The sequence below is a fragment of the Gemmatimonadota bacterium genome (assembly GCA_016714015.1).
Lineage (GTDB): Bacteria > Gemmatimonadota > Gemmatimonadetes > Gemmatimonadales > Gemmatimonadaceae > Pseudogemmatithrix.
The window spans coordinates 113,757-139,238 of the sequence record JADJNZ010000004.1 but is presented as its reverse complement, the minus strand read 5'-3'; the positions used below and the strand labels follow the sequence as shown (position 1 = coordinate 139,238).

Genomic DNA, 25,482 nt, shown 5'->3' with positions numbered 1-25,482 from the left:
GTGAAGCCCTTCGAACGCCTCGGCGACGCCACGACGCCCGACGGCACGCGGATCGAGTTCTTCCGCCACGATGGCTCGTACCTCATCCGCGCCGACGGCGTGGAGCTGATGTCGTCGCGCCGTCACCTGTCGGAGGACCGGCTCGCCGAGGTCGCGTGCGAGGGGCTGCGGGATCGACCGAAGGTGCGCGTGCTCATCGGCGGACTGGGCCTGGGCTTCACGCTGCGCGCCGCCCTCAAGGCCCTCGGTCCGGACGCGGAGGTCGTGGTCGCCGAGCTGATGGCGGAGGTGATCGCGTGGAACGCGAACCCCGAGTACCAGCTCTCGGCGACGGCCATGGCCGACCCGCGCGTCCGGATCGTGCACGACGACGTCTTCAAGGTGCTCGAGGGCGAGCCGAACGGCTTCGACGCGATCATGCTCGACACCGACAACGGCCCCGAGGGGATGATCATGTCGGAGAACGACCGGCTGTACGCGGCTCGGGGGATCATGCTGACCATCCGGGCGCTGCGGCGCCCCGGCGTGGTCGCCTACTGGAGCGTGGGCGAGGACCACCGGTTCGTGGACCTGCTGCAGCGGGCCAAGCTCAAGGTGGAGACGCTGAAGGTGCGGGCACACGACACGCGCGGGCCGCTGCACATTCTGTACGTCGCCCGCCCCTCGGACGCGCGTTAGGTCATTGCCCTGAGGGTCCGACGGCAGTAAGCTCTGCCGTCGCTCCGGTCGCCGCCCCCCGCGGCGGCCGCAGCCCACCCCCGGAGCCACCGTGCAGCACGTCCCCGCGACGACCCTGACGGCCGTCGACTACCTCGTGATGGCGCTCTACTTCGGCGTCGTCCTCGGCATCGGCTTCGCCCTGCGGCGCCGCACCAACACGGCGAGCGAGTTCCTGCAGTCCGGCCGCTCGTTGCCGCCCTGGGTCACCGGCCTCGCCTTCCTCTCGGCGAACCTCGGCGCGCAGGAAGTCATCGGGATGGGCGCCTCGGGTGCGAAGTACGGCATCGCGACGAGCCACTTCTACTGGATCGGCGCCATCCCGGCGATGGTGTTCGTCGCGTTGTTCATGATGCCGTTCTACTACGGCTCGCGCGCGCGGTCGGTCCCCGAGTACCTCAAGCTCCGCTTCGACGAGAAGACGCGGACGCTCAACGCCGTGAGCTTCGCGGCGATGACGATCTTCTCGTCGGGCATCTCGATGTACGCGATGGGCAAGCTCTTCAACCTGCTGCTCGGCTGGAGCTTCGACGTCAGCGTGCTGGTCTCGGCGGTGATCGTGCTGGCGTACGTCTTCGCCGGCGGGCTGACGAGCGCCATCTATAATGAAGTGCTCCAGTTCTTCATGATCGTCTTCGGCTTCGCGCCGCTGGTCTTCCTGGGGCTCCGCGAGGTCGGCGGCTGGGCAGGCCTGACTGCCCGGCTGACGGAGGCCGCGGCGACGCGCGGGCTCGCGCCCGGCGCGTACACCCACGCCTGGCAGGGGATGAGCAGCGCCGCGACCAATCCCGTGGGCGTCGAGTGGTTCGGGCTCGTGATGGGCTTGGGCTTCGTGCTCAGCTTCGGCTACTGGTGCACCGACTTCCTCGTGGTGCAGCGCGCGATGGCGGCGGACTCGATGACCGCCGCGCGCCGCACGCCGCTGATCGCCGCGGTCCCGAAGATGCTCTTCCCGTTCCTCGTCATCCTCCCCGGCATGATCGCGCTCGCGCTCACGGCCGCCGGTGGCGACGCGGGCGCGGGGATCATCCCGGCCAAGCTCACCGAGGCCGGCGCGCCGATGATCGATGCCGCCGGCCGCGCGGTGCTCGACTACGACCTCGCGACGCCGATGCTGCTCATCAAGCTCTTCCCCGAGGGGATGCTCGGCCTCGGCCTCACCGCCCTGCTCGCGAGCTTCATGTCGGGGATGGCGGGCAACGTGACCGCGTTCAACACGGTCTGGACGTACGACATCTACCAGAGTCACATCGCCAAGCACGCGAGCGATGACCACTACCTGTGGATGGGGCGCGCCGCGACGGTGGGCGGCGTGCTGCTGTCCGTCGCGGCGGCGTACGTCGCTGGCGCGTTCAACAACATCATGGAGCTGCTGCAGCTCGTCTTCGCGTTCGTGAACGCGCCGCTCTTCGCGACCTTCGCCCTCGGCATGTTCTGGAAGCGGTCGACGGGGCACGGCGCATTCTGGGGTCTCGTCTCCGGCATGGGCGGCGCGGCGCTGCATCATGGACTCACGCTCGCCGTGGGGGCAGTGCCCGGCGTGAAGGGCGGCTTCTTCGGCCTCGTGCACACGTACCCGAGCGAGATGGCGCAGACCTTCTGGACCGCGATCATCGCGTTCACCGCGTGCACCGTGGTGACCATCGTGATCAGCCTGATGACGAAGCCCCGCCCCGACGAGGAACTCAAGGGCCTCGTCTACGCGCTCACGCCCAAGCCGGCCGAGGGTCATCTCGCCTGGTACCAGCGGCCGGCGGTCTTCGCCGGTGCCGTGCTGGGGATGACGCTCGTGCTCAACCTCCTCTTCGCCTGAGGCACGCCGACCATGAGTGAAGGAATCGGTGGGATGGACCTCCGCGTGCCGATCGGCGGCCTGTTCGTCGCGCTCGGCGTCGTGCTCGCGGGCTTCGGCCTGATGACCGCCTCCGATGCGGAGATGTACGCGAAGTCCGGCGGCCTCAACATCAACCTCTGGTGGGGCGCGGCGATGCTCGTGACCGGCGCCCTGTTCCTGTTCTTCGCGCGGCGCGATGCCGCGCGCGCGAAGGGCTAGTCGCCCTCCCCTCCATGCCGGAGCAGTGAGATGCGCGTGATCGCCCGGGTCCTCGGCCTGTGCGGCCTCTGCGGGGTGCTGGCCGCTCCCGTGCCCGCCCAGCGCGCCGCCACGCCCGCCGTCCGGGTGGATCGCGAGGGCGTGATGCGCTGGACCGCGACCGGGAAGGAGGTCGCCCTCTTCGGCGTGAACTACGCGGCGCCGTTCGCCTATGACTACCAGTCGATCCGCGCGCTCGGTCTGGATCCGAAGCGCGCGATCGACGCGGACGTCTCACACCTCGCGCGGCTCGGCGTCGACGCCTACCGGATCCACGTGTGGGACCGCGAGGTCACGGACACGCTCGGGAACCTGCTCGCGAACGAGCACCTCGACCTCTTCGACTATCTCCTCTCGCGGCTCGAGGCGCGGGGCATCAAGGTGATCCTCACGCCGATCGCGTGGTGGGGACCGGGGTATCCCGCCCCTGACCATCCATCGCCGGGCTTCGCGAACCGCTTCAGCAAGCCGCAGATGCTCGTCGACTCCACCGCGCGGCGCGCCTCGGTTCGCTACGTCGCCCAGTTCGTGCAGCACCGGAACCCCTACACGGGGAAGCGCTACGGCGACGATCCGAACATCCTCGCGATGGAGATCTTCAACGAGCCGTGGCACGACCTCGCGCCCCCGCGCGAGACCACGCGCTACATCAACGAGATGGTCGCGTCGATGCGCGGCGCGGGGCTCCGCACGCCGATCTTCTACAACATCAGCGAGCACTGGACGCCGGAGCACGGGGCGGCCGTCTGCGCGGCGGACATCCAGGGGGTGAGCGCGCAGTGGTACCCCACGGGGCTCGTGCGCGGCGAGGCGCTGCCGGGGAACCCGCTCCCCAACGTCGACCGCTATCCATTGCCGTGGAAGGAGACGCCGGGCTGCGCGAGCAAGGCGCACATGGTCTACGAGTTCGACGGTGCCGACGTGACGGTGCCGGTGATGTACCCGGCGATGGCACGCGCCTTCCGCGGCGCGGGATTCCAGTGGGCGACGCAGTTCGCGTACGACCCGATGGCGGTCGCGTACTCCAACACGGAGTACCAGACGCACTTCCTCAACCTCATCTACACGCCGGCCAAGGCGATCAGCTTCCTCATCGCGGGTGAGGTGTTCCGGCAGACGGCCCGCGGGTTCGATGCGGGGACGTATCCGGCGAGCGAGCGGTGGGGGAAGTTCCGCGTGTCGTATGCGGAGCGGCTCAGCGAGTACGTCTCGGACACCATGTTCGCGTACACCGGCTTCACCGAGACCCTGCCGCCCGACCCGCGGGCCCTGCGACACATCGCCGGCGTGGGCACGTCGATGGTCGTGGGGTACTCGGGCAGCGGCGCCTACTTCCTCGATCGCCTCGTCGACGGCGTCTGGCGTCTCGAGGTCTATCCCGATGTCGTCGCGGTCGAGGACCCGCATTCACGCGGGAACCTGCAGCGTGCGGTGAGCCGGATCCACTGGCGCGAGGAGCAGTTCTCCCTGTTGTTGCCGGACCTCGGCGCCGAGTTCACGATCGCCGGGATCGGCGCGGGGAACGCCATGCGCGGCATCGCCAAGGCCGGTCGCATCGACGTGCGCCCCGGCGTCTACCTCCTCGCGCGTGCGGGCGTGGACGCCTCCGGCTTCCGCGACACGACGCGGTTCGGGGGACGGAGGCTCGACGAGTTCCACGCCCCGCCGTCCAGCGAGGGGACGCCGCTCGTCCGGCATGAGCCGCCGCCGAGCATCGCGCGGAACGCGCCCCTCAACGTCTCGTTCGACGTCGTGCGGCCGACCGCGCCCGACTCGGTGCTGCTCTTCGTCCGCCAGCGCGGCTGGCGGGACTACTCGCGGGTCTCGCGCCTCATCGGAGGACTCGTCGACGATCCGTTCACGCATCACGGCACCCTGCGCGTCACCGACCTCACCGGCGTCGTCGAGTACGTGGTGACCACCTTCGACGCGGCCGGCGCCGTCACGTATCCGGGCGCGATCCCCGGACGACCGGACCGCTGGGACTTCGCATCGACCGAGCATTGGGCCGCACCGGTGGTGGAGCACGCGGCGCCGGTCGTCCTCTTCGATGGTGACCGGGACCGTTCGCGCATCGTGGAACCGGGCTACATCCCCGGCGTGCGGTGGCGCTCGGAGAGCGTCGCGAGCTCGTTGCCGGAGCGGAACGCCTGGCGCGCCGTCGTCGACACCTTCGGTCCGGCGTCACCGCATGTCGCCTTCCGGACCATGCTGCGTCGCGCGACCCGCGCCCGTCTCTCGCCGGCACTGGGGGCCGCCGGGCCGTTCGGCGACGCCCTCCGGATCCGCTGGCGCAGCACGGGGCCTGCCCCCGCGCGCATCGAGGTCGCGCTCATCCTGAGCGATGGCTCGGCGTGGGGGAGCACGGTCGCGGCGCCATCCGCCTGGGGCGAGACCGAGATCGCGCTCGCCGACCTCGTGCGTGCTCCCCTCGTGCTCCTGCCGCGTCCCTATCCGACCTTCCTGCCATACGACCTGCGCGTCGGCGGCACGCCGTCGTTCGCGCTCGAACGCGTCGAGGGCATCCAGTGGGGGATCCCGCGGCCGGCCGGCGCGGCCGCCGATCCGCGCGCGGGACTCGAGGTCGAATGGGTCCAGCTCGTCCAGCGACCGCAACGGTAGGGGAACATGGAACGCCGCCACTTCGTCGCCAGTCTCGCCGCGGGGAGCGGTGCGCTCGCCATCGGCGATGACGCGCTGCTCCGCGCCGTCGCCGCGCCCCCGCGGGGCACGGAGTCGCTCGACCGCGGCTGGCGCTTCCTGCGCCTCGACGCACCAGACGGATCGGCCGATCGCACACGCCCCGACTTCGACGATGCCGGGTGGGAGGAGGTCTCCCTTCCGCACACGGCGAGGATCGAGTCGCTCGTCACGGGTGCGCCGGGGACACCGACCGCGCAATGGCAGGGTCACTGCTGGTACCGCCGGACTCTCACGCTCGACGCGGCGGCGGCCGGATCGTGCACGTGGCTGCGCTTCGGCGCGGCGATGAACGTCGCCGAGGTCTGGCTCGATGGACAGCTCCTCGGCCGCAACCTCGGCGGATGGACACCGTTCGTGTTCGACCTCAGCAAGAGGCTCGTTCCCGGTGTGAGGAGCACGCTCGCGGTGCGCCTCGACAATCGCGACAATGCCGCCACGGGACCGAAGCCGCTCGCCGATCTCGACTTCAACATGTACGGCGGGCTCTACCGGATGGTGGAGCTCGTCACGAAGGACCAGCTGCACATCACCGATCCGATCCTCGCCGATCGGCCCGGCGCGGGCGGCGTACTCGTGCGGACAACGGCTGCGAGCAGGGAGCGTGCCACGCTGGAGGTGAAGGTCCATGTGATGAACACGGCGCCCGGTCCGCGCGCATTCGGCATCCGCGTGCGACTCGAGGACGCTGCTGGCCGTGTCGTCGCGCACACCGCGACGAACCCCAGTCCGCTGCTCGCCGCGCAGGATCAGGACGCGTTCCTCAACTTGACCGTCGAGCGCCCGGCGCTCTGGCACCCGCACGCGCCCCATCTGCACACGCTCCACACCGAACTCGTCGCCAACGGGCGCGTCATCGACAGCGAGCGCACCCGCATCGGTATCCGCCGGTTCGAGGTGAACGCCGACGGACTGCGGATCAACGGCGAGAAGCTCTTCCTCCGCGGCACCAACCGGCATCAGGACTACCCGTACGTCGGTTACGCCCTCTCCGACGACGCGCAGCATCGCGACGCGCGGCTCATCAAGGAGGCCGGGTTCGACTACATCCGCCTCTCGCACTACCTGCATGCGCCGGCCTTCATGGACGCCTGCGACGAGCTCGGGATCTGCGTGATGAACGCGATCCCCGGCTGGCAGTACTTCAATCGCGATGACCCCGCCTTCACCGCGCTGCAGTACGAGAACATCCGCCGCATGATCCGCCGCGACCGGAACCACGCGTGCGTCCTGCTCTGGGAGACCTCGCTCAACGAGACGATGATGCCGCCCGAGTTCATCGCGCGGACGCAGGCGCTCGGGCACGAGGAACTGCCCGGCGACCAGATGTTCACCTGCGGTTGGAGCCCGGGCTACGACGTCTTCATCCAGGCTCGCCAGCACGGCGGGTGCGTCGAGGTGAAGGACCGCGCCTGCGTGGTGAGCGAGTACGGCGACTGGGAGTACTACGCGCAGAATGCGGGTCTGAACCAGACCGAATGGCGGAATCTCGCCGCGGACGACGCGAACAGCCGGCAGCTTCGCTGGCACGGCGAGAAGCGCCTCCTGCAGCAGGCGACGAACATCCAGGAGGCGCACAACGACAATCGGAAGACCATCGCGTTCGCCGACGGACTCTGGGTGATGTTCGACTACAACCGCGGATACGCGCCGGACGTCGAGTCGAGCGGCTGCGCGGACCTCTTCCGCGTGCCGAAGTTCTCGTACCACTTCTTCCGGTCGCAGCGCGACGCGGGAGAGCGTATCCCCGGCGTGACGACCGGGCCGATGGTGTTCATCGCGTCTCACTGGACGGCATCGTCGTCGCTCGCGGTGCGCGTGTTCAGCAACGCCGAGGAAGTGGAACTGCGGTTGAACGGCCGCCTGATCGCCCGCCAGCGGCCGGACAGTGACCGGATCTCCACGCACCTCGCCCACCCGCCGTTCACCTTCGCGGTCTCCGCGTTCGAAGCCGGTCGGCTCGACGCGACCGCGTTCATCGGCGGACGCGCGGTCGCGACCCATGCGGTGCGCACGCCCGGTGCACCCGCACGCCTGGAACTGCGACTCGACGAGCAGGGCCGTCCCTTCGGCGGCCGCGGCAAGGATGTCGTCTTCGCTCATGCATCCCTCGTCGACGCGCCGGGCACGCTGGCCGCCGAGGTATGGGAGAACGTCGCATTCGGCACCGCCGGGACGATCGCCCTCGTCGGCGCGAACCCGTACTCGACCGAGGCCGGCGTCGCCAGCATCCTGCTCACCGCCGAGCGCGCACGACCGCGCGGGGTGCTGGCCGCGCTCGCCCTCGTGCCGGGCGCCGGCACCCTGCGGCTGCTCGGTGCCGCGCACGGGATCGGCATGGCCACGCCCGCCCACACGCTGCACGTCACCACTGATGGGACCGCACCGACCGCGCGGGCGCCGAGGTATCGCGCCCCCGTCGTCCAGACCGACCGCCTCCGCGCGGCGCTCTGCATCGGCGACCGCGTCATCGCCACGCTCGACGCCTCCACGTTCAGGTTCCGCGTGGCCGGCAGCACCGCTCCGACTCCCGCCTCCCGATGACCCCGAACGTCGTTCCCGCCCCCGCCCGAGCGGTCCTCACCGCGTTCCGCTCGCGGTATGGCGCATCCCCCGACCTCGTCGTGCGCGCGCCCGGGCGCGTGAACCTCATCGGCGAGCACACCGACTACAACGACGGCTTCGTCCTCCCGCTCGCGATCGACCGTGCCGTCTGGATCGCGCTCGCGCCCACGGACGAACGCGCGATCGAGATCACCGCGCTCGACAAGCAGGAGACGGGCCGGATCGACCTCGACCACTTCGCCAAGGACGGTCCGTCCTGGCTCGAGTACGTGCGCGGCGCCGCGTGGGCCCTCACGCAACCCGGTGAGCCGCTGCGCGGGTGGCGCGGCGTGATGGCGGGCGACGTCCCCCTTGGCGCCGGCCTCTCGTCGAGCGCCGCCGTCGAGCTCGCCACCCTGCGCGCCTGCGCCGCCGCGTCCGGGCGCGAATGGGATCCGCGCCTCATGGCGACGCACGGCCAGCGCGCCGAGAACGCGTGGGTGGGCGTGAACTGCGGGATCATGGACCAGATGATCTCCGCCGCGGGCGAGACGGGCCACGCGCTGCTGATCGACTGCCGCTCGCTCGCGCTGAAGCCGGTGCCGCTTCCTGCGGAGGCGGTCGTGGTGGTGATGGACACGAGCACGCGCCGCGGCCTGATGGACTCCGCCTACAACGAGCGCCGCGCGCAGTGCGAGGCGGCCGCGCGGCACTTCAAGGTCGATGCGCTCCGCGACGTGACGCTCGCCCGCTTCGAGGCCGAGGCGGGCGCGCTCGACGCGGTGACGCGCCGCCGTGCGCGGCACGTGGTGAGCGAGAACGCCCGCACCGTACGCGCCGCCGACGCGCTGCGCGCCGGCGATGCCGCGACGGTCGGGCGCCTGATGGACCTCTCGCACGAGAGCCTGCGTGACGATTTCGCGGTCTCGAGCCCCGCGCTCGACGCGATCGTCGAGATCGCGCAGGCGCAGGACGGCTGCTTCGGCGCGCGGATGACCGGCGCCGGCTTCGGTGGCTGCGCGGTCGCGCTCGTCGCCGCCACGCGGGCCGAGGCGTTCGTGGCGGCGGTGCGGTCCGACTACCGCGCCGCGACCGGGCTCGATGCGGCGCTCTACGTCACCACTGCGCAGCCGGGCGCCTCGGTGATCAGCGGCCCCGAAGCCGCGGCGCTCGCGTGACCGAGTCGATCCTCCTCTCGAACGTCCATCGCCGCTACGACCCGCTCGGCGACCGGTGGGTGCTCGTCTCGCCGCACCGCGGCCAGCGGCCGTGGCAGGGGAAGGTCGAGGCACTGCCCATCACCGGGCGCCCCGCGCACGACCCCACCTGCTACCTCTGCCCCGGGAACGCGCGCGCGGCCGGGGCGACCAATCCGGCGTACGACGGCACCTTCGTCTTCGACAACGACTTCGCGGCGCTCAAGCCCGACACGCCCGCCGCCGCGCTCGATGTGAACGGCCTGCTCCGCGCCGAGTCGGAGTCGGGGATCTGCCGCGTCATCTGCTTCTCGCCGCGCCACGACCTCACGCTGGCCGAGATGGACACGCCGGCGATCCGCCGCGTGGTCGACACCTGGGTGCACGAGACCGAGACGCTCGGCGCGCGCCCGGGGATCACCCACGTGCAGGTCTTCGAGAACAAGGGCGAGATCATGGGGTGCAGCAATCCGCACCCGCACGGACAGGTCTGGGCGCGGGCGACCCTGCCAGAGGAAGCCCAGCGCGAGGCGCGGACGCAGTCGGCGCACTTCGCGCGGCACGGGCGCACCCTGCTCGCCGACTATCTCGCGCTCGAGGAGGAACGCGGCGACCGCGTGGTCTGCCGCAACCCGCACTTCACGGTCGTCGTGCCGTTCTGGGCGGTCTGGCCGTTCGAGACGCTCGTCATCGCGCGTCGGCCCGTGGCATCGCTCCCCGCCCTCACCGACGACGAGCGCGATGGGCTCGCCGACATCCTCCGCCAGCTCACGGCGCGCTACGACGGACTCTTCGACGTCTCGTTCCCCTACTCCGCCGGTGTGCACCAGGCCCCGACCGACGGTACTGCGCACCCCGAGCATCACCTGCACCTGCACTTCTATCCCCCGCTGCTCCGCTCGGCCACGGTGCGGAAGTTCATGGTCGGCTACGAGATGCTCGGCATGCCGCAGCGGGACCTGACGGCGGAGTGGAGCGCGGAGCGGCTCAGGGCAGTCGGCTCCGGCCCCAGAACCCCGCCGGCGTCCGCGTGAGCGAATCGAGCCCGGTGCGCGCGATGGCGAGATCCGCCTCGCGCTGCGCCAGCTCGAGCACCTGCGTCTCGTTCACGGTGAGCACCTGGCGGTCGCGCATGAGCACGCGCCCGTTCACGAGCACCGTGCTCACGTCGTTGCCGTTGGCGAAGTAGGCGAGCCGGTAGAGCGGCATGTTCATGGGAACGAGGTGCGGGCGGAACCAGTCGACGAGGATCACGTCGGCCTTCTTGCCCGGCTCGAGCGAACCGATCTCCTTCTCCAACCCGAGTGCGCGCGCCGCGTCGATGGTCACCATCTCGAGGACCTTCCCCGCCGGGAGGACCTTCGCGTCGCGGAAGAAGGCGCGGTGGTACCGCATCGCCTGGAACATGTGCCGGAACATGTCGTAGCTGCGGTCGGGCGCGACGCCGTCGGAGCCGAGCATCACCGTGGCGCCGGCATCGAGGAGCTCGACGAGGCGGAACTGCTCGCGCATCGCGGCGTTCGCGCTCGGATTGTGCACCACCTTCGTGCCCGTGCGCGCGACGATCGCGATCTCCTCGTCGGTCATCCCCGTGGCGTGCGAGAGGATCGCGTCGGGGCCGAGGATGTCGAAGACGTCGTTGGCGAACTTGACCGAGCCCTTCGAGTGCCCGTCCTGCGTGAAGAGCAGGCCGTACTGCTTCGAGAGCGCGCGCGTGGCGCGCGCCTGCGCCGTGAGTTCCGCGAGCGCCGTCGGCGTGAGCGGGGTCGTCTCGGGATGGTGCGTGGGGAACATCATCGCGATGTGGAGGCGGCCGTCGCCCGCGCCGTTCCAGCGCTTGATGAGCGTCTCCGACACCTCGAGCTGGCGCTCGAACGGCACCAGCACGTCGAGCGCCGAGTCGCCGCGCCACTGCGTGTAGGTCTTCGGGAAGGGTGGCCGCCGCGGTCCGACGGCGAGGAAGTAGCGGAGCCCCACGGTGTCGAGCGCCGCCATGTACGCGTCGCCGTACATCGGATCATCGGTGCGCATGATCATGTCGCCGCCGCCGAAGAAGCTGAGCGAAGTCGTCACGCCGAACCGCACCTTCTCCACGCCGGTCAGCAACGCCTCGGCGCGCCAGAAGTCCACCGTCGAACCGCGCGCATAGATCGTCTCGGTCGCGGGGTACCACTCGTCCGTGTCCATCCCGAGGGACTTCACGAGGCCGTGGCCCGCGTGGCCGTGTCCGTCGATGAGCCCCGGCATGACGATCTTCCGGTGCGCGTCGATGGTCTGCGCGGCCGTGTACCTCGCCGTCAGCTCCGCGGTCGGCCCGACCGCGATGATGCGGTCGCCGCTGATGGCGACGGCGCCGTCTTCCAGCACGCGGCGCGCGGAGTCCATCGTCACGATGGTGCCGCCGGTGATGAGGATGTCGACGGGCTGCCCCGTGGGCGCGCCGCTGCATCCGGCGACGAGGGTGACGAGGAACGGGAGCGATCGGCCGAGGCGCATGTGGGGGATCCGGTCGGGAGGTCGGGTCGAGGATGCGGCGGGAATGTAGCGCGCCGTGTCGCCGGTGGGCGGTATCTTTCCGGCCATGCCGACCTCCCGCTTCCCCGCCCCGCGGCGCCTGCGCGCCGCGCTCGCCCTCGCCGGCGCGCTGCTCGGCGTCGCGGCGCCCGCCGTGCGTGCGCAGACCTTCCGCCTCTCCTTCCCGGCGTCGACGCATGCCGGCCCGATCACCGGTCGCGCCTACCTCTTCATCGCGCGCACCAACGAGAGTGAGCCACGCCGCCAGTCGGGCGCCTCGCGCACCAGCGAGCCGTTCTTCGGGGTCGACGTCGAGTCGCTCGCCCCGGGGCAGGCGGTCACCTTCGACAAGTCGGTCCTCGGATTCCCGGTCGCGTCCCTCGACCGGCTCCCGGCAGGCGAGTACTACGTGCAGGGCCTGCTCGTGCCGTACTCGCAGTTCAAGCGGAGTGACGGTCACACCATCTGGGCGCACATGGACGCGGGCGAGGGACAGCGCTTCAACAACGCCCCCGGCTCGCTGGTGAGCGAGGTGATGAAGGTGCGGATCGACCCCGCGCGCCCGATGAACGGCTGGATCTCGCTGACGAAGGTCCTGCCGCCGGTCACGCGCCCGGCCGATACGGAGTGGGTGCAGCGCTTCCGCATCCGCTCGCGCCTTGCGAGCACCTTCTGGGGCCATGACATGGAGCTCGGGGCCGTCGTGCTCCTGCCCAAGGGCTACGCGCAGGATCCCACCCGGCGCTACCCGGTCGTCTACACGATCGGCCACTACGGCGACCGCGCGCCGTTCGGCTTCACGTTCGACGGATGCGATCGCGCCGAGACCGCCGAGGCGCGCGCGGCGCGGCTCGCCCGCTCGGCGCGCGAACCCGGCTGCGAGTTCCAGCAGGCGTGGACGTCGGGACAGGTCCCTGAGTTCATCGCGGTCTTCATCCAGCACACGACGCCGTTCTACGACGACAGCTACGCGCTCAACTCGGCGAACAACGGGCCGTACGGCGACGCGATCACGCAGGAGTTGATCCCGGAGATCGACCGCCGCTATCGCACCATCGGCGCGGCGTACGCGCGCACGCTCACCGGCGGATCGACCGGCGGCTGGGACGTGCTCGGCCTCCAGCTCCACTATCCCGACGTCTTCGGCGGGGCCTGGTCGCTCTATCCCGACCAGCTCGACTTCCGGAACTACCAGTTCGGCGACATCTACGCGGACACCAATGCGTTCGTCCGCGACGCGGGCTCCTGGCTGCCGCGCGAGATCCCGTCGAGCCGATCGGTGGAGGGACTCACCGACCTCAGCGTGCGCGAGGAGAACCAGGCCGAGCTCGTGATCGCGTCACGCGGTCGCTCCGGCGGCCAGTGGGACGGGTGGCAGGCGGCGTGGGCGCCGGTCGGCCCCGATGGCTACCCGGCGCAACTCTGGGACAAGCGCACCGGCCGAATCGACCGCGCCGTCGCCGAGGCGATGCGCGAGCGGGGCTACGACCTGCGCGCGTACGTCGAGCGGAACTGGAGCCGTATCGGACCGAGCCTGGTCGGGAAGATCCACGTCGCCGTCGGCGACATGGACAACTACTTCCTCAACCTCGGCGTCTATCGCTTCGAGCAGTTCCTCGAGAGCACCAAGGAGCCGGGCAAGGGCCCGTACTTCGCCGGGACGTTCGAGTACGGACGGCCGCTCAAGCCGCATGGCTGGCAGCCGTGGACCAACCAGGAACTGCTGCGGATCATGAAGCGACAGATCGACGCCAACGCCACGAGGCCCTGAGTGCGACGACGCCGTCTTCCCCGGGCCGCGATGGCGGCCGGCCTCCTCCTGCTGGCCGCGTGCGCGTCCGGTGCCGTCGGTGCGGCTCGCGGTGCCGCTCCGCATGCCGATCAGGGTCGCGACGCGGTCCCGCGCATCGCCGTGATGTCCGCCTTCGACGCCGAGTGGGTCGCGCTGCGCGCGGCGACGACCATCACGGAGCGGCGCGTCGTGAACGGCCGCACGATCTATCTGGGCACGCTCGCCGGGCACGACGTCGCCCTCATGCTCAGCGGCTTCAGCATGGTCAACGCCGCAATGACCACCCAAGCCGTCCTCGACCGCTTCACCATCACGTCGATCGTCTTCTCCGGCATCGCCGGCGGCGTCAACCCTGGCCTGAACGTGGGCGACGTCACGGTGCCGGCGCAGTGGGGCAACTATCAGGAAATGGTCTTCGCCCGTGAGACGCCGAACGGCTTCGCGCCCAATCGCGTCACCACGCCCTTCCCCAACTTCGGGATGATGTTCCCGCAGGGCACCTCGGTCACCGTGCGGAACGCCCCCGCCGACTCGCTGGAGCGACGCTTCTGGTTCGGTGCGGACTCGGCCGCGCTCGCCGTCGCGGCGACGGTCGCGGCGCGCGCCCCGCTGAAGCGGTGCACGGCGAGCGGGGCGTGCCTCGCGCACGCCCCGCGCATCGTCGTCGGCGGGAACGGCGTGAGCGGCCCGACCTTCGTCGACAACGCGGCCTTCCGCGAGTGGGCGTGGACGGCCTTCCGCGCCGACGCGCTCGACATGGAGACGGCCGCGGTCGCGGTCGTCGCGCACGAGAACCGCGTCCCGTACATCGCGTTCCGCTCCCTCTCCGACCTGGCCGGCGGCGGGCCCGGCGGGAACGAGGTCCGCGTCTTCGGTCAGCTCGCCGCCGAGAACTCGGCCGCGGTCGTGATCGAGTTCCTCAAGGCGCTGCCCCGCACGACAGGCTCGCGGTGAACCGCTACTTCGACTTCGCCGCGCACGGCACGACGCTCCGCACCGAGGTCCGCGCCGGCATCGCGACCTTCCTGACGATGGCGTACATCATCGTCGTGAACCCCGCGATCCTCGAGGCTGCGGGCTTGCCGCGCGAGGCATCGATCACGGCGACGATCCTCTCCGCCGCGTTCGGCACGCTCATCATGGGGGTCTACGCCAAGCGACCGTTCGCCATCGCGCCGTACATGGGCGAGAACGCCTTCATCGTCTTCACGGTCGTGAAGGGGATGGGCTTCCCGTGGCAGACCGCGCTCGGCGCGATCTTCCTCGCCGGTGTCCTCTTCACGCTGCTCACCGTGCTCCGCGTGCGGAGCTGGCTCGCGAACGCCCTGCCCACGTCGCTCAAGCACAGCTTCGCGATCGGCATCGGCCTGTTCCTCACATTCATCGGGCTCAATCAGATCGGCGTGGTCGTGCCGGGAGTGCCCGGGGCCCCGGTCGCCCTCGGGGCGCTCTCCAGCCCGACCACCCTCCTCGCGCTCGCGGGTTTCGTCCTCACGGCGTGGATGCTCGCGCGGCGCCAGACGGGCGCGCTCATCATCGGCATCCTCGCGACGACGGCACTGTCGGTGCTCGTGGGCGTCACCCCGCTCCCGGGCTCGGTGATGAGCCTGCCGCCGAGCCTCGCGCCGGTGTTCGGGCAGCTCGACATCGCCGGCGCGCTCACGCTCCAGGCGCTGCCGGTGGTCGTGATCGTGTTCGTGATGGCGTTCGTCGATACCATCGGCACGCTCATCGGGCTCTCGGCGCGGGCCGGGTTGCTCGACGCGCAGGGGAACCTTCCCGACATCGAGAAGCCCATGCTCGCCGACGCGCTGGTGAACATGGCGGCACCGGTGCTCGGGACCACGACCTGCGGCGCCTTCGTGGAGTCGGCGGTCGGGATCGAGGAGGGCGGCCGCACCGGGATGACCGCCGTGGTCGTCGCCGCGCTCTTCCTCCTCGCACTCTTCTTCGCGCCGTTGCTGACCGCGGTGCCGATCCACGCGACGGGCGTGGCGCTCGTCGCGATCGGCCTCGTGATGGTCGGTCCGATCGCGACGCTCGAGCGCGACGACCAGACGGAGTGGATCCCCGCGCTGCTCACGATCGTGCTCATGAGCTTCACCTTCAACATCGGCGTGGGGATGACCGCGGGGCTGCTGCTCCACCCGCTGCTCAAGGTGCTCACCGGCCGCGGACGCGAGGTGCCGGCGGCGATGTGGGTGCTCGCGGGGATGTCGCTCGTCTTCTACATGGTCTATCCCTACCACTGACCCGCGCGCGTTTCAGGCGTCCGGCCGCGCCACCCAGCTGCGGTACGCGGCCTTGAGCCGGTCCTGGAAGTGGTGCACGCCGAGCTCCGCATCGACCGAGAATCGCCCGCGGTCGTACGCGCGCGATCCGACGCCGCGCTGCACGTGCACGCAGATGTCCATGTCCTCGCGCTGGATCCGGTCGGAGTAGTCGAGGTCGTCGGCGATCGCTCGCTCGGCCGCCGCCCCGGCCGCATCGGCGTAGAAGAACCCGAACTCCACGCGGCACCGGTCGGGCCCGAGCGGCACGACGAGGTTCGTCTGCACCCGGCCCGGCAGGATGTTGAGCATGTAGTTGGGGAAGACGCAGTAGTAGTACGCGCAGTCCCCCGGTCGGATGTCGTACGGCGCGTCGCCGGCGGTGAGCGCGGTCCACTGGAGCGAGAAGTGCTCGTGGCCTTCGGTGCGATACTGCCGGAAGTCGTAGAGCTTCATCAGCTCGGGATGCACGTACGGGACGTGGTACCCTTCGAGGAAGTTGTCGACATACACCTTCCAGTTGCACGCGACCTCGTAGTCGATCCGCTTCACGAAGGTCATCGCGTCCAGACGCACCGGCGCGATCCGCTCGGCGATGCCCGCCATGACGCTCGCGAGCGGCGCGGCGTCGGCGTCGAGGTTCACGAAGACCTGCCCCTGCCAGGTCTCCACGCGGATGGGCACGAGCCCGTAGTCCTTCTTGTCGAAGAGGTCCACGCGGTCCCAGCGCGGCACGCCGCGCAGCGAGCCGTCGAGCAGGTAGGTCCAGCCGTGGTACTGGCAGGTCAGCGCCTTCACGCACCCGGCGGCCGCGGTCGCGAGCGGCCCGCCGCGATGCCGGCAGACGTTGTAGAACGCCCGGAGCACGCCCTCGCGATCGCGCAGCACGATCACCGGACTGTCCGCAACGGTCGCCGTGAAGAAGTCCCCCGGCTCGCGCAGTTGGCCCAGATGCCCGACGCCCTGCCAGGTGCGCGCGAAGATGGCGTCGCGGTCGAGGTCGTGGAACGCCGGATCGGTGTACCACGCCGACGGGATGGTCCAGGACCGCTCGATCGGCGTGCTCTCGAGGTCGGCCGAGTGGAGCGCGGGATAGGTCGCGGGTCTCATGTCGGGCTCCCGTCCTCCACCGCGGCCTCCCGCGCGACCGCGAGTCGCTCTGCCACGCGATCGGTCAGCTCGCGCGCGGTGAACGGCTTGGTCAGGAGGTCGTGCTCCGCCCGCAGGCCGCTCTCCGCGCTCACCACATCCTTCGGGTAGCCGGAGATGAAGAGCATCGGCAGGCCGGGCACGCGCAGTTGCACGGCGTCGGCGAGCTCGGGGCCGGTGAGGCCCGGCATCGTCACGTCGCTCACGAGCATGTCGATGCCGCGCGGGTCGGCATCGAGCACGCGCAACGCCTGGATGCCGTCGGGGGCGAGGCGCACCGCGTAGCCGGCGCGCTGGAGGATGCGCGCGACCACGGTGCGCGTGCTGTCGTCGTCGTCCACGACGAGGATCGTCGCGCCGGCGGCGCGACGGGCCTCCTCGGGCGCGAGCGAGACCGGGCCGGTCTCCAACGCCTCCGTCGCGAACGGCAGCAGGATCTCCACCGTCGTCCCCTGCGCAGGGACCGACGCGAGCGCGACGGTCCCGCCGCTCTGCATGATGATCCCCTGCACCGAGGCGAGGCCGAGCCCGGTGCCGTGCCCGCGCGCCTTCGTCGTGAAGAACGGCTCGAAGGCGCGCGCCACCGTCTCCTCGTCCATCCCGACGCCCTCGTCGCTGACACGCATCCGGACCTGCTCGGGCCCCGTCGGGCCGGTGACGCGCTGGACCGAGAGGACGCACCGCCCGCCCCCCGGCATCGCGTCGCGCGCGTTCGCCACGAGGTTCACCAGCACCTGCTCCATCTGCGCCGCGTCGATGCTCACGCGCGCGTCGGGTTCGAGATCGAGGATCAGCTTCACCCGGTCGCCGACGATCGGCTGCAGCAACCGCTGGCGTTGCGTGACCAGGGCGGACAGGTCGAGCACGGTCGGTCGCGCGACGTCGCGCCGCGCGAACGCGAGCAACTGCCGCGTCAGGCTCGCCCCGCGCTCCTGCGCCGCGAGCACCTCGTCGAGCAACGTCGCGCGCATCTCGGCGTCCGCCTCGTCCCGAAGGAGCTCGGCGGAGCCGCTGATCGCCATCAGCAGGTTGTTGAAGTCGTGCGCGATGCCACCCGCGAGCTGACCGATGGCCTCGAGTCGCTGTGAGTGCGCGAGCTGGGACTGGTTGTCGCGCTGCGTGCGTTCGGTGCGCACCCGTTCGGTGACGTCGCGGAGCATGAGTTGCCGGCGACCCGCGTCGATCCGGCGCCAGGTGACCTCCACGTGGGACGCCGGCTCACCGGCGCGCACGAGCGTCCAGAGCAGGGGCGTGGTCATGGGGCGGGAGAGCTCGCCGAGGTCGGCCGCGCGGCTCTGCCATCCCGCGGCGCCGAGCAGCTGGCTCAGTGACCGACCGGCCGCATCGCCGCCCGTCAGGCCAAGCAACCGCCCGGCCGCGGCGTTCGCCGTGTGCACATGGTCAGCCGGCGTGAGGATGAGGATGCCATCCGGTGCGAAGGCGATGAGCTCGCTCAACTCGCGCTCCTGGTCGCGGACCAGCATTACCGTGCGCTGCAGCGTGCGCAGGCTGATCGCCACCACCCCCCACGCCGCCAGCATCCCCACCGCGTGGATCACGAGCCAGTACCAGGCGCGGACGGAGAGTCCCGTGTCGATGAACTCCGGCGAGATGCGCACGAGCGGTGCCGTGATCGCCACCGAGACGAGCGTGAGGATCAGCCCGATCCGGCGGCCGAGGAGCAGGCTCGCGCCCATCACCAGCACCGGACCGGCGAGGAGACCCGGGGACGGGAAGAGCGGAGACGTCGAGAGCGCCCCGGTCGACTCCGTCCAGCACGCGGCGACGGTCAGCAACGTCCCCGCCCTCGATTCGCCGCGGAGCACGAGGCCGAACGCGACCCAGCAGCCGATGGCGGCGGCGATGGGAGAGTAGATGGGCAGCGCGGCGTCCGTGCCCCGGATCGAGAGCACCGTCACTGCCACGATCGTGTACGCGATCGCCCCGACGAGCGAGCCGCCGATCGCCCATCGACGGAAGTCGTCGGGCGTCTTCTCCTGCATCTCGAGCACCGAGAAGGACGGCATCCCCCCTAACTTGGGTCCGCCGGCCCCGGGACGCGAGAGGCATTCTCCTCACCGCGGACCCCGGACGCGCGGAATCGCCGTGCCGGGAACGCCGCGTGGTGGACCGAACGGTCCGAACGCGAGGACTCAAGACCGTCACTTCGTGACCGACACTGTCCCTTACAGCGCACCTCGCGCACACGATCGTCGCTTTCTCCCGCACCGGGAGGAGGCGGCGCAGACCTTCAGCATCAGGGCACTCGCATGCAGCGTTCATCCCTCTTCCTCCTGCTCGGCCTGGTCGCCGTCACCGGGGCTCCCGCCGCGGCGCAGCAATCCGACCGATTCCGGATCAACGGGTACTCGTCCTTCGAGTACGAGCAGCGGACCGGTCCTGCCGGCCGCGGTGACACGCGGGGCTCGTTCGACTCCGACGGCTTCGACCTCGTCTTCAACTTCGCCCCGGCCGACCGCTTCCGGGTCGCGGCCGACATCGCGTGGGAGCACGGGGCCGCCTCCGAGGATCAGCGCGGCAACAACGCGATCGAGTACGCGTTCGCGGAGTACGCGGTGAGCGACTGGTTCCGCGTGCGCGCGGGCAAGATGTTCGTGCACTTCGGCATCTACAACGAGATCCACACGGCGAAGCCCGCATTCCTCTCAGTGAAGGAGCCGAGCTCGACGGTGCGCACCGACAAGTACGGAAGCCGAGTGCGCTTCTACCCCCGTCACGCGTCCGGCATCGCCTTCACCGGCTCGGGACAGATCGCCGGCCGCGCCCTCGACTACGTCGTGCAGATCTCCAACGGTGACCAGCCCGTTTCCCCCGTGGCTGGTGGCGCAAGCGAGAACAACCCGTTCGACAAGGACGACAACAGCCAGAAGGCGATCAGCGGCATCGTCCGATTCTCCCCGGTGGATGCCTTCCGCATCGGCGTGTCGTTCTACCGCGATCGCCCCGAGGAGTATGACGCGCTCTTCGAGTCGCTCGGCTCGCAGTCGACGCTCGCCAGTTACGGCGCGTTCGTCGATTGGCAGCCGGGCAACTCCGGGGTCGAGGTCGAGTGGGTCCAGGGCTCGCTCGACGCGTCCTCCGGCACGGGCATCGACCGCACGGGCCTGAGCGCGATGGTCTATCAGCGGATGGGGCGGTACACGCCCTACTTGAGGTACGAGGCCCACGATCCCGACACCGGCACGCCGGACGACGAGGCGAGCACGTCGATCATCGGACTCAACACGCGCATCACGCAGGGACTCTTCCTCAAGACCGAGTACGACCAGTTCAAGTCGGGCGTGGACAACCGCCGCTTCCGCGGCGTGAACTTCGGGGAGATCAAGGTCTCCGTCTCTGTCGCATTCTGACGCCACCTCATCCGCCCGAGCGAACCCAATGATCCGATCCCTCATCGCCGCCCTGCTGCTCTGCGTGAGCGCGTCCGCGGCACAGGCGCAGGCCTTCAAGGTCGTCGTCAACGCGGAGAACTCCGCGACCATCACCAAGCAGGTCGTCAGCTCGATATTCCTCGGCACCGTGAAGACCTGGTCGGGCGGCGTCGCCGCGGCGCCGGTCGACCTCCCCGAGAAGTCCGATGTCCGGCAGGCCTTCAGCGTCGCCGTCATCGGCCGCGAGGCAAAGGCGGTGACCGCCCACTGGCTCCGCGAGATCTACTCCGGTCGAGCGGTGCCACCGATCCAGAAGGACACGGACGCCGCCGTGCTCGACTGGGTGCGCGCCAACCCGGGAGCGATCGGATACGTCTCGTCGGGCGCCACCATCCCCGCCGGCGTGAAGGTCGTCGACGTCAAGTAGCGCCACGGCCGCACCGAGCGAGCCCACTTCCCGCGCCCCGGGGAGTGGGCTCGCTGCATGAGGCGTCCACGGGAGGGCCGCGGCCACAGAACGGATGCGCCTTGCGTGGGCGCGTCCCACGGGGGACGTTTCCCACATCGTCCTCCCCGAGCCCCCGATGTCCCTCGACCTGCGCTACATCCTGCGCTCCCTCGCGCGCGCCCCGGGCTTCACCGTCGCGGTCGTCCTCACCCTCGGCCTGGGCATCGGGGCCAACACCGCGATCTTCTCGGCCGTGCGCGGCGTCCTCCTCCGGCCGCTCCCGCATCAGGAGGGCGACCGCCTCGTCTACCTGCGCCAGTCGGTCGCGGCGCAAGGCGCGACCAACATCGCGTTCTCGGTCCCCGAGATCAACGATTTCCGCGAGTCGTCGCGGACGCTCGGGCAGATCGCCGAGTACTCGCCGCTCACGCTCTCGCTCGTAGAGGAGGCCGAGGCCACGCAGATCGATGTCGGCCTCGTGACGGGCAACTACCTCGCCGTGATGGGGCTCAAGCCGGTCGTGGGCCGCGAGTTCAACGCGAGTGATGACGGCGCGGGCGCCGCGCCGGTCATCATGCTCGGCCACGCCTACTGGCTCGCGCACTTCGGCGGCGACAGTGCGATCGTCGGCAAGTCGATGCGGATCGGCAACCGCGAGGTCGTGGTGATCGGCGTGCTCCAGCCGGCCCCGTTCTTCCCCGGTCGCATCGACGCCCTGATGAACATGTCGATCAGCGAGCATCACGTCAGCGCGATGATGGTCCAGGGCCGCACGCACCGCATGACCGAGATGATCGCACGGCTGGCACCCGGAGCGACGGTCGAGCAGGCGCGGCAGGAGGTCTCGGGCATCGTCGACCGCGTGCACGAGGAGAACCCGTCGGATTACAACGCCGCCTCGGGCTACTCGGTCTCGCTCACGCCATTCAAGGAAGTCCTCGGGGCCGATGCACGCACGACGCTCTTCCTCTTGATGGGTGTCGCCGCGCTCGTGCTCGTCATCGCCTGCGCCAACGTCGCGAACCTCACCCTGATGCGCGGTGTGCGGCGCGAGCATGAGATGGTCGTGCGTGCGGCGCTCGGCGCGGGCACGGCCCGCCTCCGCAAGCTGCTCCTCGCCGAGAATCTCGTCCTCGCGTTCGGGGGCGCGGCGCTCGGGCTCGTCGTCGCCTTCGCCGGCGTCGGCACGCTCTCCGCAGTGATCGCGCGGTACAGTCCCCGCGCGGACGAGATCCAGGTCGACGGCATGGTCCTCGGCTTCACCGCCCTGCTCGCGGTCGTCGTCGCGGTGCTGCTCTCCTTCGCGCCGCGCGTCGGCGCCGAGCATACCCTCGGTGCGGGACTCTCGGCGGGCGGCAACCAGAAGAGCGGTTCCGCTCGCCGCCGCCGCCTCCAGCAGGGCCTCGTCGTGGCGCAGGTCGCCGTCTCGGTGATCCTCCTCGCCGGCGCGGGACTGCTCGTGCGTTCCATGCAACAGCTGGCCGCGGTCGATCCTGGGCTCGATCCCGAGAACGTGCTCACCATGGAAGTGCCGCTCGACTTCACGGCGGTCACCGACTTCGCGCGCGCCGGACGCCGGTACGAGGAGATGGGTCGCGAGCTGGCGACGCTCCACGGCGTCGAGGTCGTCGGCGTCGGCTCGACCATCCCGCTGCGCAAGTCGGAGATCATGCTCGAGATCAAGGCCGAGGGGCGTCCGGTCGGTCCGGGTGAGCCCCAGCCGGCCTCCGAGTATCGTTCGGCGGATCCGGGCTACTTCCGCGCGTCGGGGATCCCGCTGCTGGCCGGTCGTGATTTCAGCGAGACCGACACGCGCGGCGCCGGGAAGGTCGTCATCCTCAACAAGACGCTTGGCGACCGCCTGTTCCCGGGCATCGACCCCATCGGCCGGCGCGTCGCCTGGACCGGTGACGTGCTCCGGTTCATCGGCATCCCGGAGAACGACTGGCGCACCGTCGTCGGCATCGTCGGTGATACGAAGGACGGGGGACTCGACGCGGCGCCGACTCCGGCGACCTTCATCCCGTTCGCGCAGTCCGATTTCCCGACAGGCGGTCTGGTGATCCGCAGCACGGTCGACCCGGCAGGTCTCGCCACCGCGGCCCGCGCGATCGTGCACAGCATCGCGCCCGAGCAGCCAGTGGAGAACGTGCTGCCACTGACCGCCGTGCGCGACGAGAGCGTGGGTCCGCGCCGGCTCAACGCACTGCTCGTGGGCTCGTTCGGCCTGCTCGCGCTCGTCATCGCGTCCATCGGCATCGCGGCGGTGCTCGCCTTCTCGGTGAGTGCGCGCACGAACGAGATCGGCATCCGGATGTCGCTCGGTGCGGACCCGGGTCGCGTCCAACGCATGATCCTGAGCGAGGGCGGCCTGCTGGTGGGCCTCGGGCTGCTCGCGGGCGCCGGCGGCGCGCTCGCGCTGGCGCGGAGCATCGAGGGACTGCTCTACGGCGTCCCCGCGCGGGACCCGCTCACGCTCGTGATGGTCATGGTCCTGATGGGGGCGATCGGCCTGGCCGCCTGCTGGATCCCGGCGGCGCGGGCGAGCCGGATCGACCCCTCGACGGCCTTCCGATCGCAGTGACCGTGCGAGTGGCGGGTCGCCCCATCCCAATGTGACGGGGCGGCCTTCCCGGCAAGATGCTGTACAGTGTACCGTTCTCGTGCAGTCTCTCAGCCCGCGCTGAACGCCACGCGGAAACGGTTCACGAGTGGAGCACGCTGTGTCCCAGACCCCGTACGCTCGCCCCATCCAGTCCCGCCCCCGCGCCGTCCACCTCACGCTCCGTGACGGCGACACCGTGGATGGCGGCATCTATCTCAACGACGGGCAGGCGCTCGCGCCGTATCTCGGCACGCGCAAGCACGGCTGGGTCAACATCGTGAACGCCGTGTGGGGCCTCGAGGGCGAGGTCCACCGGCATGCCGTGCTCCAGACGGAGCACATCGTGATCGCGTCGTCGACGAACCAGGACTACCCGATCGTCGCGAGCACGCCGAACGCCACCGCGCGCGCGGTCGACATCCTGCTCGAGGACGGCACGCGCCTGCAGGGCAATCTCCTGCTCGGCGCCAAGCAGCGGCTCAGTGACTATCTCGCCGGCACGGGAACGTTCTTCGCGCTCCTCGGTGCGTCTCGCGTGCAGACGGGAGACGCCCTGGGGGATGTCGCGGTGAACGCGGGTTCGGTGAAGGCCGTTCGCGACGCGAAGGTCTTCGCGGGCGAGCACGAGGCCGAGGGCGCGCCAGAGGACTGGGGCGGCATGCGCCGCGGTGGGCAGGAAGCCGAGGCCCCGTCCGCTCCCGCGCACGCCTCAGCGCCCCCAGCGCCGAGCGCGGCGTCGCATGTCCCCACGCCGGCACCGGCAGCGGCCGCCGTGCGCACCGAGCGCGTGATGCGCACCACCGGCGCGATCGAGCTCGTCACGCCGGCGCCCACGCGCGACCGGCGCCGCACCACGGCTCCCACCGGCCACCTCGCCATCGTCGAGACCGCGTCGCCGGCGCCGAGCGCCGAGGAACCGACGGAGCCGGCGCCCACGCCCGAGCAGCAGCGCCGTGCGGCCGTCGCCGCGCGGCACTGGCTCGGCCATCTCGCGATCGAGGCGGGCATGGCGCGGCCGGACGGCCGCGACCTGAGCGAGCCGCCGACGCTCGCGGAGATCTGGCACAGCATCGCCAAGCGGAACGAGATGACGGAGGTCGAGCTCGCGGTGATGGTCGCCGCGACTTACAAGCTCGACGTGGCGGACTTCGAGGAGGTGACGCCGCAGGCCATCCGCGCGATCCCCTCCAAGCTCGCGCGCCGGCTGGGCGTGCTGCCGGTGAAGGTCGACGGCCGCAACCTGGTCGTGGCCGTGAGCGATCCGGAGTCGCTCGACATCGAGCAGCAGCTCGGCTTCATCAGCAAGCGCGATCTCAAGCGGGTGATCGCCACACCGGCGGACATCTCCGGTGCGATCGCGTGGTACTACCAGGACGAGGCGGCCGCGGGCTGACCGCGCTCGCGCGAGATGCTCAGAACTCCTTCGGCACCCAGATCACGGCCTGCCACTGCCGGGGTTCGGTGTCCGCGCGCCAGGCGCCGTAGCCGGGCTTCTCGTGCGCGCCGCGCATCCCCTGCGTGTTGATCAGGCGCCCGAGGAAGGGCTCGACCGCCTCCGGTCCCGGAAGCAGGACCGAGATCCGGTGGCCCGCCCCCTCGGGCGTGACGGCGAGGATCCGCGATCCCGGTGGCATCATCGCCTGCACCATACGTTCGACTGAGGGCGGCGAGACGGCCTGCTCGCCATACTCGAGCAGCCGCTCCTCCGCCGCGAGGCGGCGATTCACGTCATCATTCACCACGCCAGGCGGCGGAGCCGCCAGCGGACCAAGGATCTCCCAGAGGGTCGAATGCTCGATCGTCCATGGCAACGGGAAGCCACGACACCCGTCACCGCACCACACATCGAACTGCGTGAACGACGTCGCCTGCAGCCGACCCACGAGCGCGCCGGTGGTATCGCCCGCGAGCGCGAACGCGAAGCGCTGCGCCTTGGGGTCGTCGAAGAACCGGACCGAGTCCTCGGGGGCGAGGTCGGTGAAGCGGACCTCGCCACCCGGCACGAGCCAGCCGGCGGCGCAGGCGTAGTCTCGCCCGCGCACCGCGCTCACCGTATCCGCGTA

At 70.6% G+C, this 25,482-nt stretch carries 18 protein-coding genes; 14 read left to right on the top strand and 4 right to left on the bottom strand.

Features of this window, described 5'->3' with window-relative positions; all coding sequences use genetic code 11:
- From IPJ78_07855 to IPJ78_07825, 7 genes are all read left to right on the top strand, one after another.
- Positions 1-678, top strand: coding sequence for a spermidine synthase (locus IPJ78_07855; protein MBK7906463.1), 678 nt, complete (start codon positions 1-3; stop codon positions 676-678).
- A 139-nt stretch (positions 679-817) separates the two neighbouring features.
- The gene (locus IPJ78_07850; GenBank protein ID MBK7906462.1) at positions 818-2,530 is read left to right on the top strand and encodes a sodium:solute symporter family protein; all 1,713 of its coding nucleotides are present in this window, start codon (positions 818-820) and stop codon (positions 2,528-2,530) included.
- A gap of 12 nt (positions 2,531-2,542) precedes the next feature.
- Positions 2,543-2,770: a hypothetical protein gene (locus IPJ78_07845; GenBank protein MBK7906461.1), complete on the top strand. Its 228-nt coding sequence runs from the start codon at positions 2,543-2,545 to the stop codon at positions 2,768-2,770.
- A gap of 30 nt (positions 2,771-2,800) precedes the next feature.
- Positions 2,801-5,431 (top strand): hypothetical protein, encoded by a 2,631-nt coding sequence (locus IPJ78_07840; GenBank protein ID MBK7906460.1) that lies wholly within the window; start codon positions 2,801-2,803, stop codon positions 5,429-5,431.
- Between the two features lie 6 nt (positions 5,432-5,437).
- Positions 5,438-8,053 (top strand): glycoside hydrolase family 2 protein, encoded by a 2,616-nt coding sequence (locus tag IPJ78_07835; GenBank protein ID MBK7906459.1) that lies wholly within the window; start codon positions 5,438-5,440, stop codon positions 8,051-8,053.
- On the top strand, positions 8,050-9,231 hold the full coding sequence (galK, locus tag IPJ78_07830) for a galactokinase (protein ID MBK7906458.1): 1,182 nt from the start codon (positions 8,050-8,052) through the stop codon (positions 9,229-9,231). The genes IPJ78_07835 and galK overlap by 4 nt, the downstream gene beginning before the upstream one ends.
- Positions 9,228-10,283: a UDP-glucose--hexose-1-phosphate uridylyltransferase gene (locus tag IPJ78_07825; GenBank protein MBK7906457.1), complete on the top strand. Its 1,056-nt coding sequence runs from the start codon at positions 9,228-9,230 to the stop codon at positions 10,281-10,283. Before galK ends, IPJ78_07825 begins: the two co-directional genes overlap by 4 nt.
- Here IPJ78_07825 and IPJ78_07820 read toward each other — a convergent pair.
- Positions 10,237-11,745 carry an amidohydrolase family protein gene (locus IPJ78_07820; protein ID MBK7906456.1) on the bottom strand — a complete coding sequence of 503 codons (1,509 nt, stop codon included), beginning with the start codon at positions 11,743-11,745 and terminating at the stop codon, positions 10,237-10,239. The genes IPJ78_07825 and IPJ78_07820 overlap by 47 nt on opposite strands.
- Before the next feature lie 85 nt (positions 11,746-11,830).
- Here IPJ78_07820 and IPJ78_07815 point away from each other — a divergent pair, with 85 nt between their 5' ends.
- The 3 genes from IPJ78_07815 to IPJ78_07805 are packed head-to-tail and all read left to right on the top strand — an operon-like array spanning position 11,831 to position 15,807.
- A complete protein-coding gene (locus tag IPJ78_07815) occupies positions 11,831-13,534 on the top strand; it encodes a hypothetical protein (protein MBK7906455.1) in 1,704 nt (567 codons plus the stop codon).
- A gap of 30 nt (positions 13,535-13,564) precedes the next feature.
- On the top strand, positions 13,565-14,509 hold the full coding sequence (locus IPJ78_07810; GenBank protein MBK7906454.1) for a 5'-methylthioadenosine/S-adenosylhomocysteine nucleosidase: 945 nt from the start codon (positions 13,565-13,567) through the stop codon (positions 14,507-14,509).
- Entirely contained in the window at positions 14,506-15,807 is a 1,302-nt protein-coding gene (locus IPJ78_07805; protein MBK7906453.1) for an NCS2 family permease, read from the top strand. The genes IPJ78_07810 and IPJ78_07805 overlap by 4 nt, the downstream gene beginning before the upstream one ends.
- Before the next feature lie 12 nt (positions 15,808-15,819).
- Here IPJ78_07805 and IPJ78_07800 read toward each other — a convergent pair whose 3' ends face one another.
- Together IPJ78_07800 and IPJ78_07795 are read right to left on the bottom strand one after the other, a co-directional pair.
- Positions 15,820-16,935 carry an aromatic ring-hydroxylating dioxygenase subunit alpha gene (locus IPJ78_07800; protein ID MBK7906452.1) on the bottom strand — a complete coding sequence of 372 codons (1,116 nt, stop codon included), beginning with the start codon at positions 16,933-16,935 and terminating at the stop codon, positions 15,820-15,822.
- Positions 16,932-19,001: a response regulator gene (locus tag IPJ78_07795; protein MBK7906451.1), complete on the bottom strand. Its 2,070-nt coding sequence runs from the start codon at positions 18,999-19,001 to the stop codon at positions 16,932-16,934. Before IPJ78_07795 ends, IPJ78_07800 begins: the two co-directional genes overlap by 4 nt.
- Before the next feature lie 243 nt (positions 19,002-19,244).
- Between IPJ78_07795 and IPJ78_07790 the strand changes: the two genes are divergently transcribed.
- The 4 genes from IPJ78_07790 to IPJ78_07775 all read left to right on the top strand — a co-directional run bounded on the left by IPJ78_07790 (position 19,245) and on the right by IPJ78_07775 (position 24,812).
- Entirely contained in the window at positions 19,245-20,345 is a 1,101-nt protein-coding gene (locus IPJ78_07790) for a hypothetical protein (protein MBK7906450.1), read from the top strand.
- Between the two features lie 28 nt (positions 20,346-20,373).
- On the top strand, positions 20,374-20,793 hold the full coding sequence (locus IPJ78_07785; GenBank protein ID MBK7906449.1) for a substrate-binding domain-containing protein: 420 nt from the start codon (positions 20,374-20,376) through the stop codon (positions 20,791-20,793).
- A 157-nt stretch (positions 20,794-20,950) separates the two neighbouring features.
- Positions 20,951-23,398, top strand: coding sequence for an ABC transporter permease (locus tag IPJ78_07780; GenBank protein ID MBK7906448.1), 2,448 nt, complete (start codon positions 20,951-20,953; stop codon positions 23,396-23,398).
- 139 nt (positions 23,399-23,537) lie between these two features.
- On the top strand, positions 23,538-24,812 hold the full coding sequence (locus IPJ78_07775; GenBank protein ID MBK7906447.1) for a hypothetical protein: 1,275 nt from the start codon (positions 23,538-23,540) through the stop codon (positions 24,810-24,812).
- 19 nt (positions 24,813-24,831) lie between these two features.
- Here IPJ78_07775 and IPJ78_07770 read toward each other — a convergent pair whose 3' ends face one another.
- The gene (locus IPJ78_07770; protein ID MBK7906446.1) at positions 24,832-25,470 is read right to left on the bottom strand and encodes a hypothetical protein; all 639 of its coding nucleotides are present in this window, start codon (positions 25,468-25,470) and stop codon (positions 24,832-24,834) included.
- Positions 25,471-25,482: the final 12 nt, after the last annotated feature.

Bases quoted from the DNA above. Each gene is read 5' to 3' on its own strand.
- IPJ78_07815 (MBK7906455.1), top strand. From the start codon at position 11,831: ATGCCGACCTCCCGCTTCCCCGCCCCGCGGCGCCTGCGCGCCGCGCTC.
- IPJ78_07850 (MBK7906462.1), top strand. From the start codon at position 818: ATGGCGCTCTACTTCGGCGTCGTCCTCGGCATCGGCTTCGCCCTGCGG.
- IPJ78_07795 (MBK7906451.1), bottom strand. From the start codon at position 19,001: ATGCCGTCCTTCTCGGTGCTCGAGATGCAGGAGAAGACGCCCGACGAC.
- IPJ78_07780 (MBK7906448.1), top strand. From the start codon at position 20,951: ATGTCCCTCGACCTGCGCTACATCCTGCGCTCCCTCGCGCGCGCCCCG.
- IPJ78_07840 (MBK7906460.1), top strand. From the start codon at position 2,801: ATGCGCGTGATCGCCCGGGTCCTCGGCCTGTGCGGCCTCTGCGGGGTG.
- IPJ78_07790 (MBK7906450.1), top strand. From the start codon at position 19,245: ATGCAGCGTTCATCCCTCTTCCTCCTGCTCGGCCTGGTCGCCGTCACC.
- galK (MBK7906458.1), top strand. From the start codon at position 8,050: ATGACCCCGAACGTCGTTCCCGCCCCCGCCCGAGCGGTCCTCACCGCG.
- IPJ78_07800 (MBK7906452.1), bottom strand. From the start codon at position 16,935: ATGAGACCCGCGACCTATCCCGCGCTCCACTCGGCCGACCTCGAGAGC.
- IPJ78_07785 (MBK7906449.1), top strand. From the start codon at position 20,374: ATGATCCGATCCCTCATCGCCGCCCTGCTGCTCTGCGTGAGCGCGTCC.
- IPJ78_07845 (MBK7906461.1), top strand. From the start codon at position 2,543: ATGAGTGAAGGAATCGGTGGGATGGACCTCCGCGTGCCGATCGGCGGC.
- IPJ78_07810 (MBK7906454.1), top strand. From the start codon at position 13,565: ATGGCGGCCGGCCTCCTCCTGCTGGCCGCGTGCGCGTCCGGTGCCGTC.
- IPJ78_07835 (MBK7906459.1), top strand. From the start codon at position 5,438: ATGGAACGCCGCCACTTCGTCGCCAGTCTCGCCGCGGGGAGCGGTGCG.
- IPJ78_07820 (MBK7906456.1), bottom strand. From the start codon at position 11,745: ATGCGCCTCGGCCGATCGCTCCCGTTCCTCGTCACCCTCGTCGCCGGA.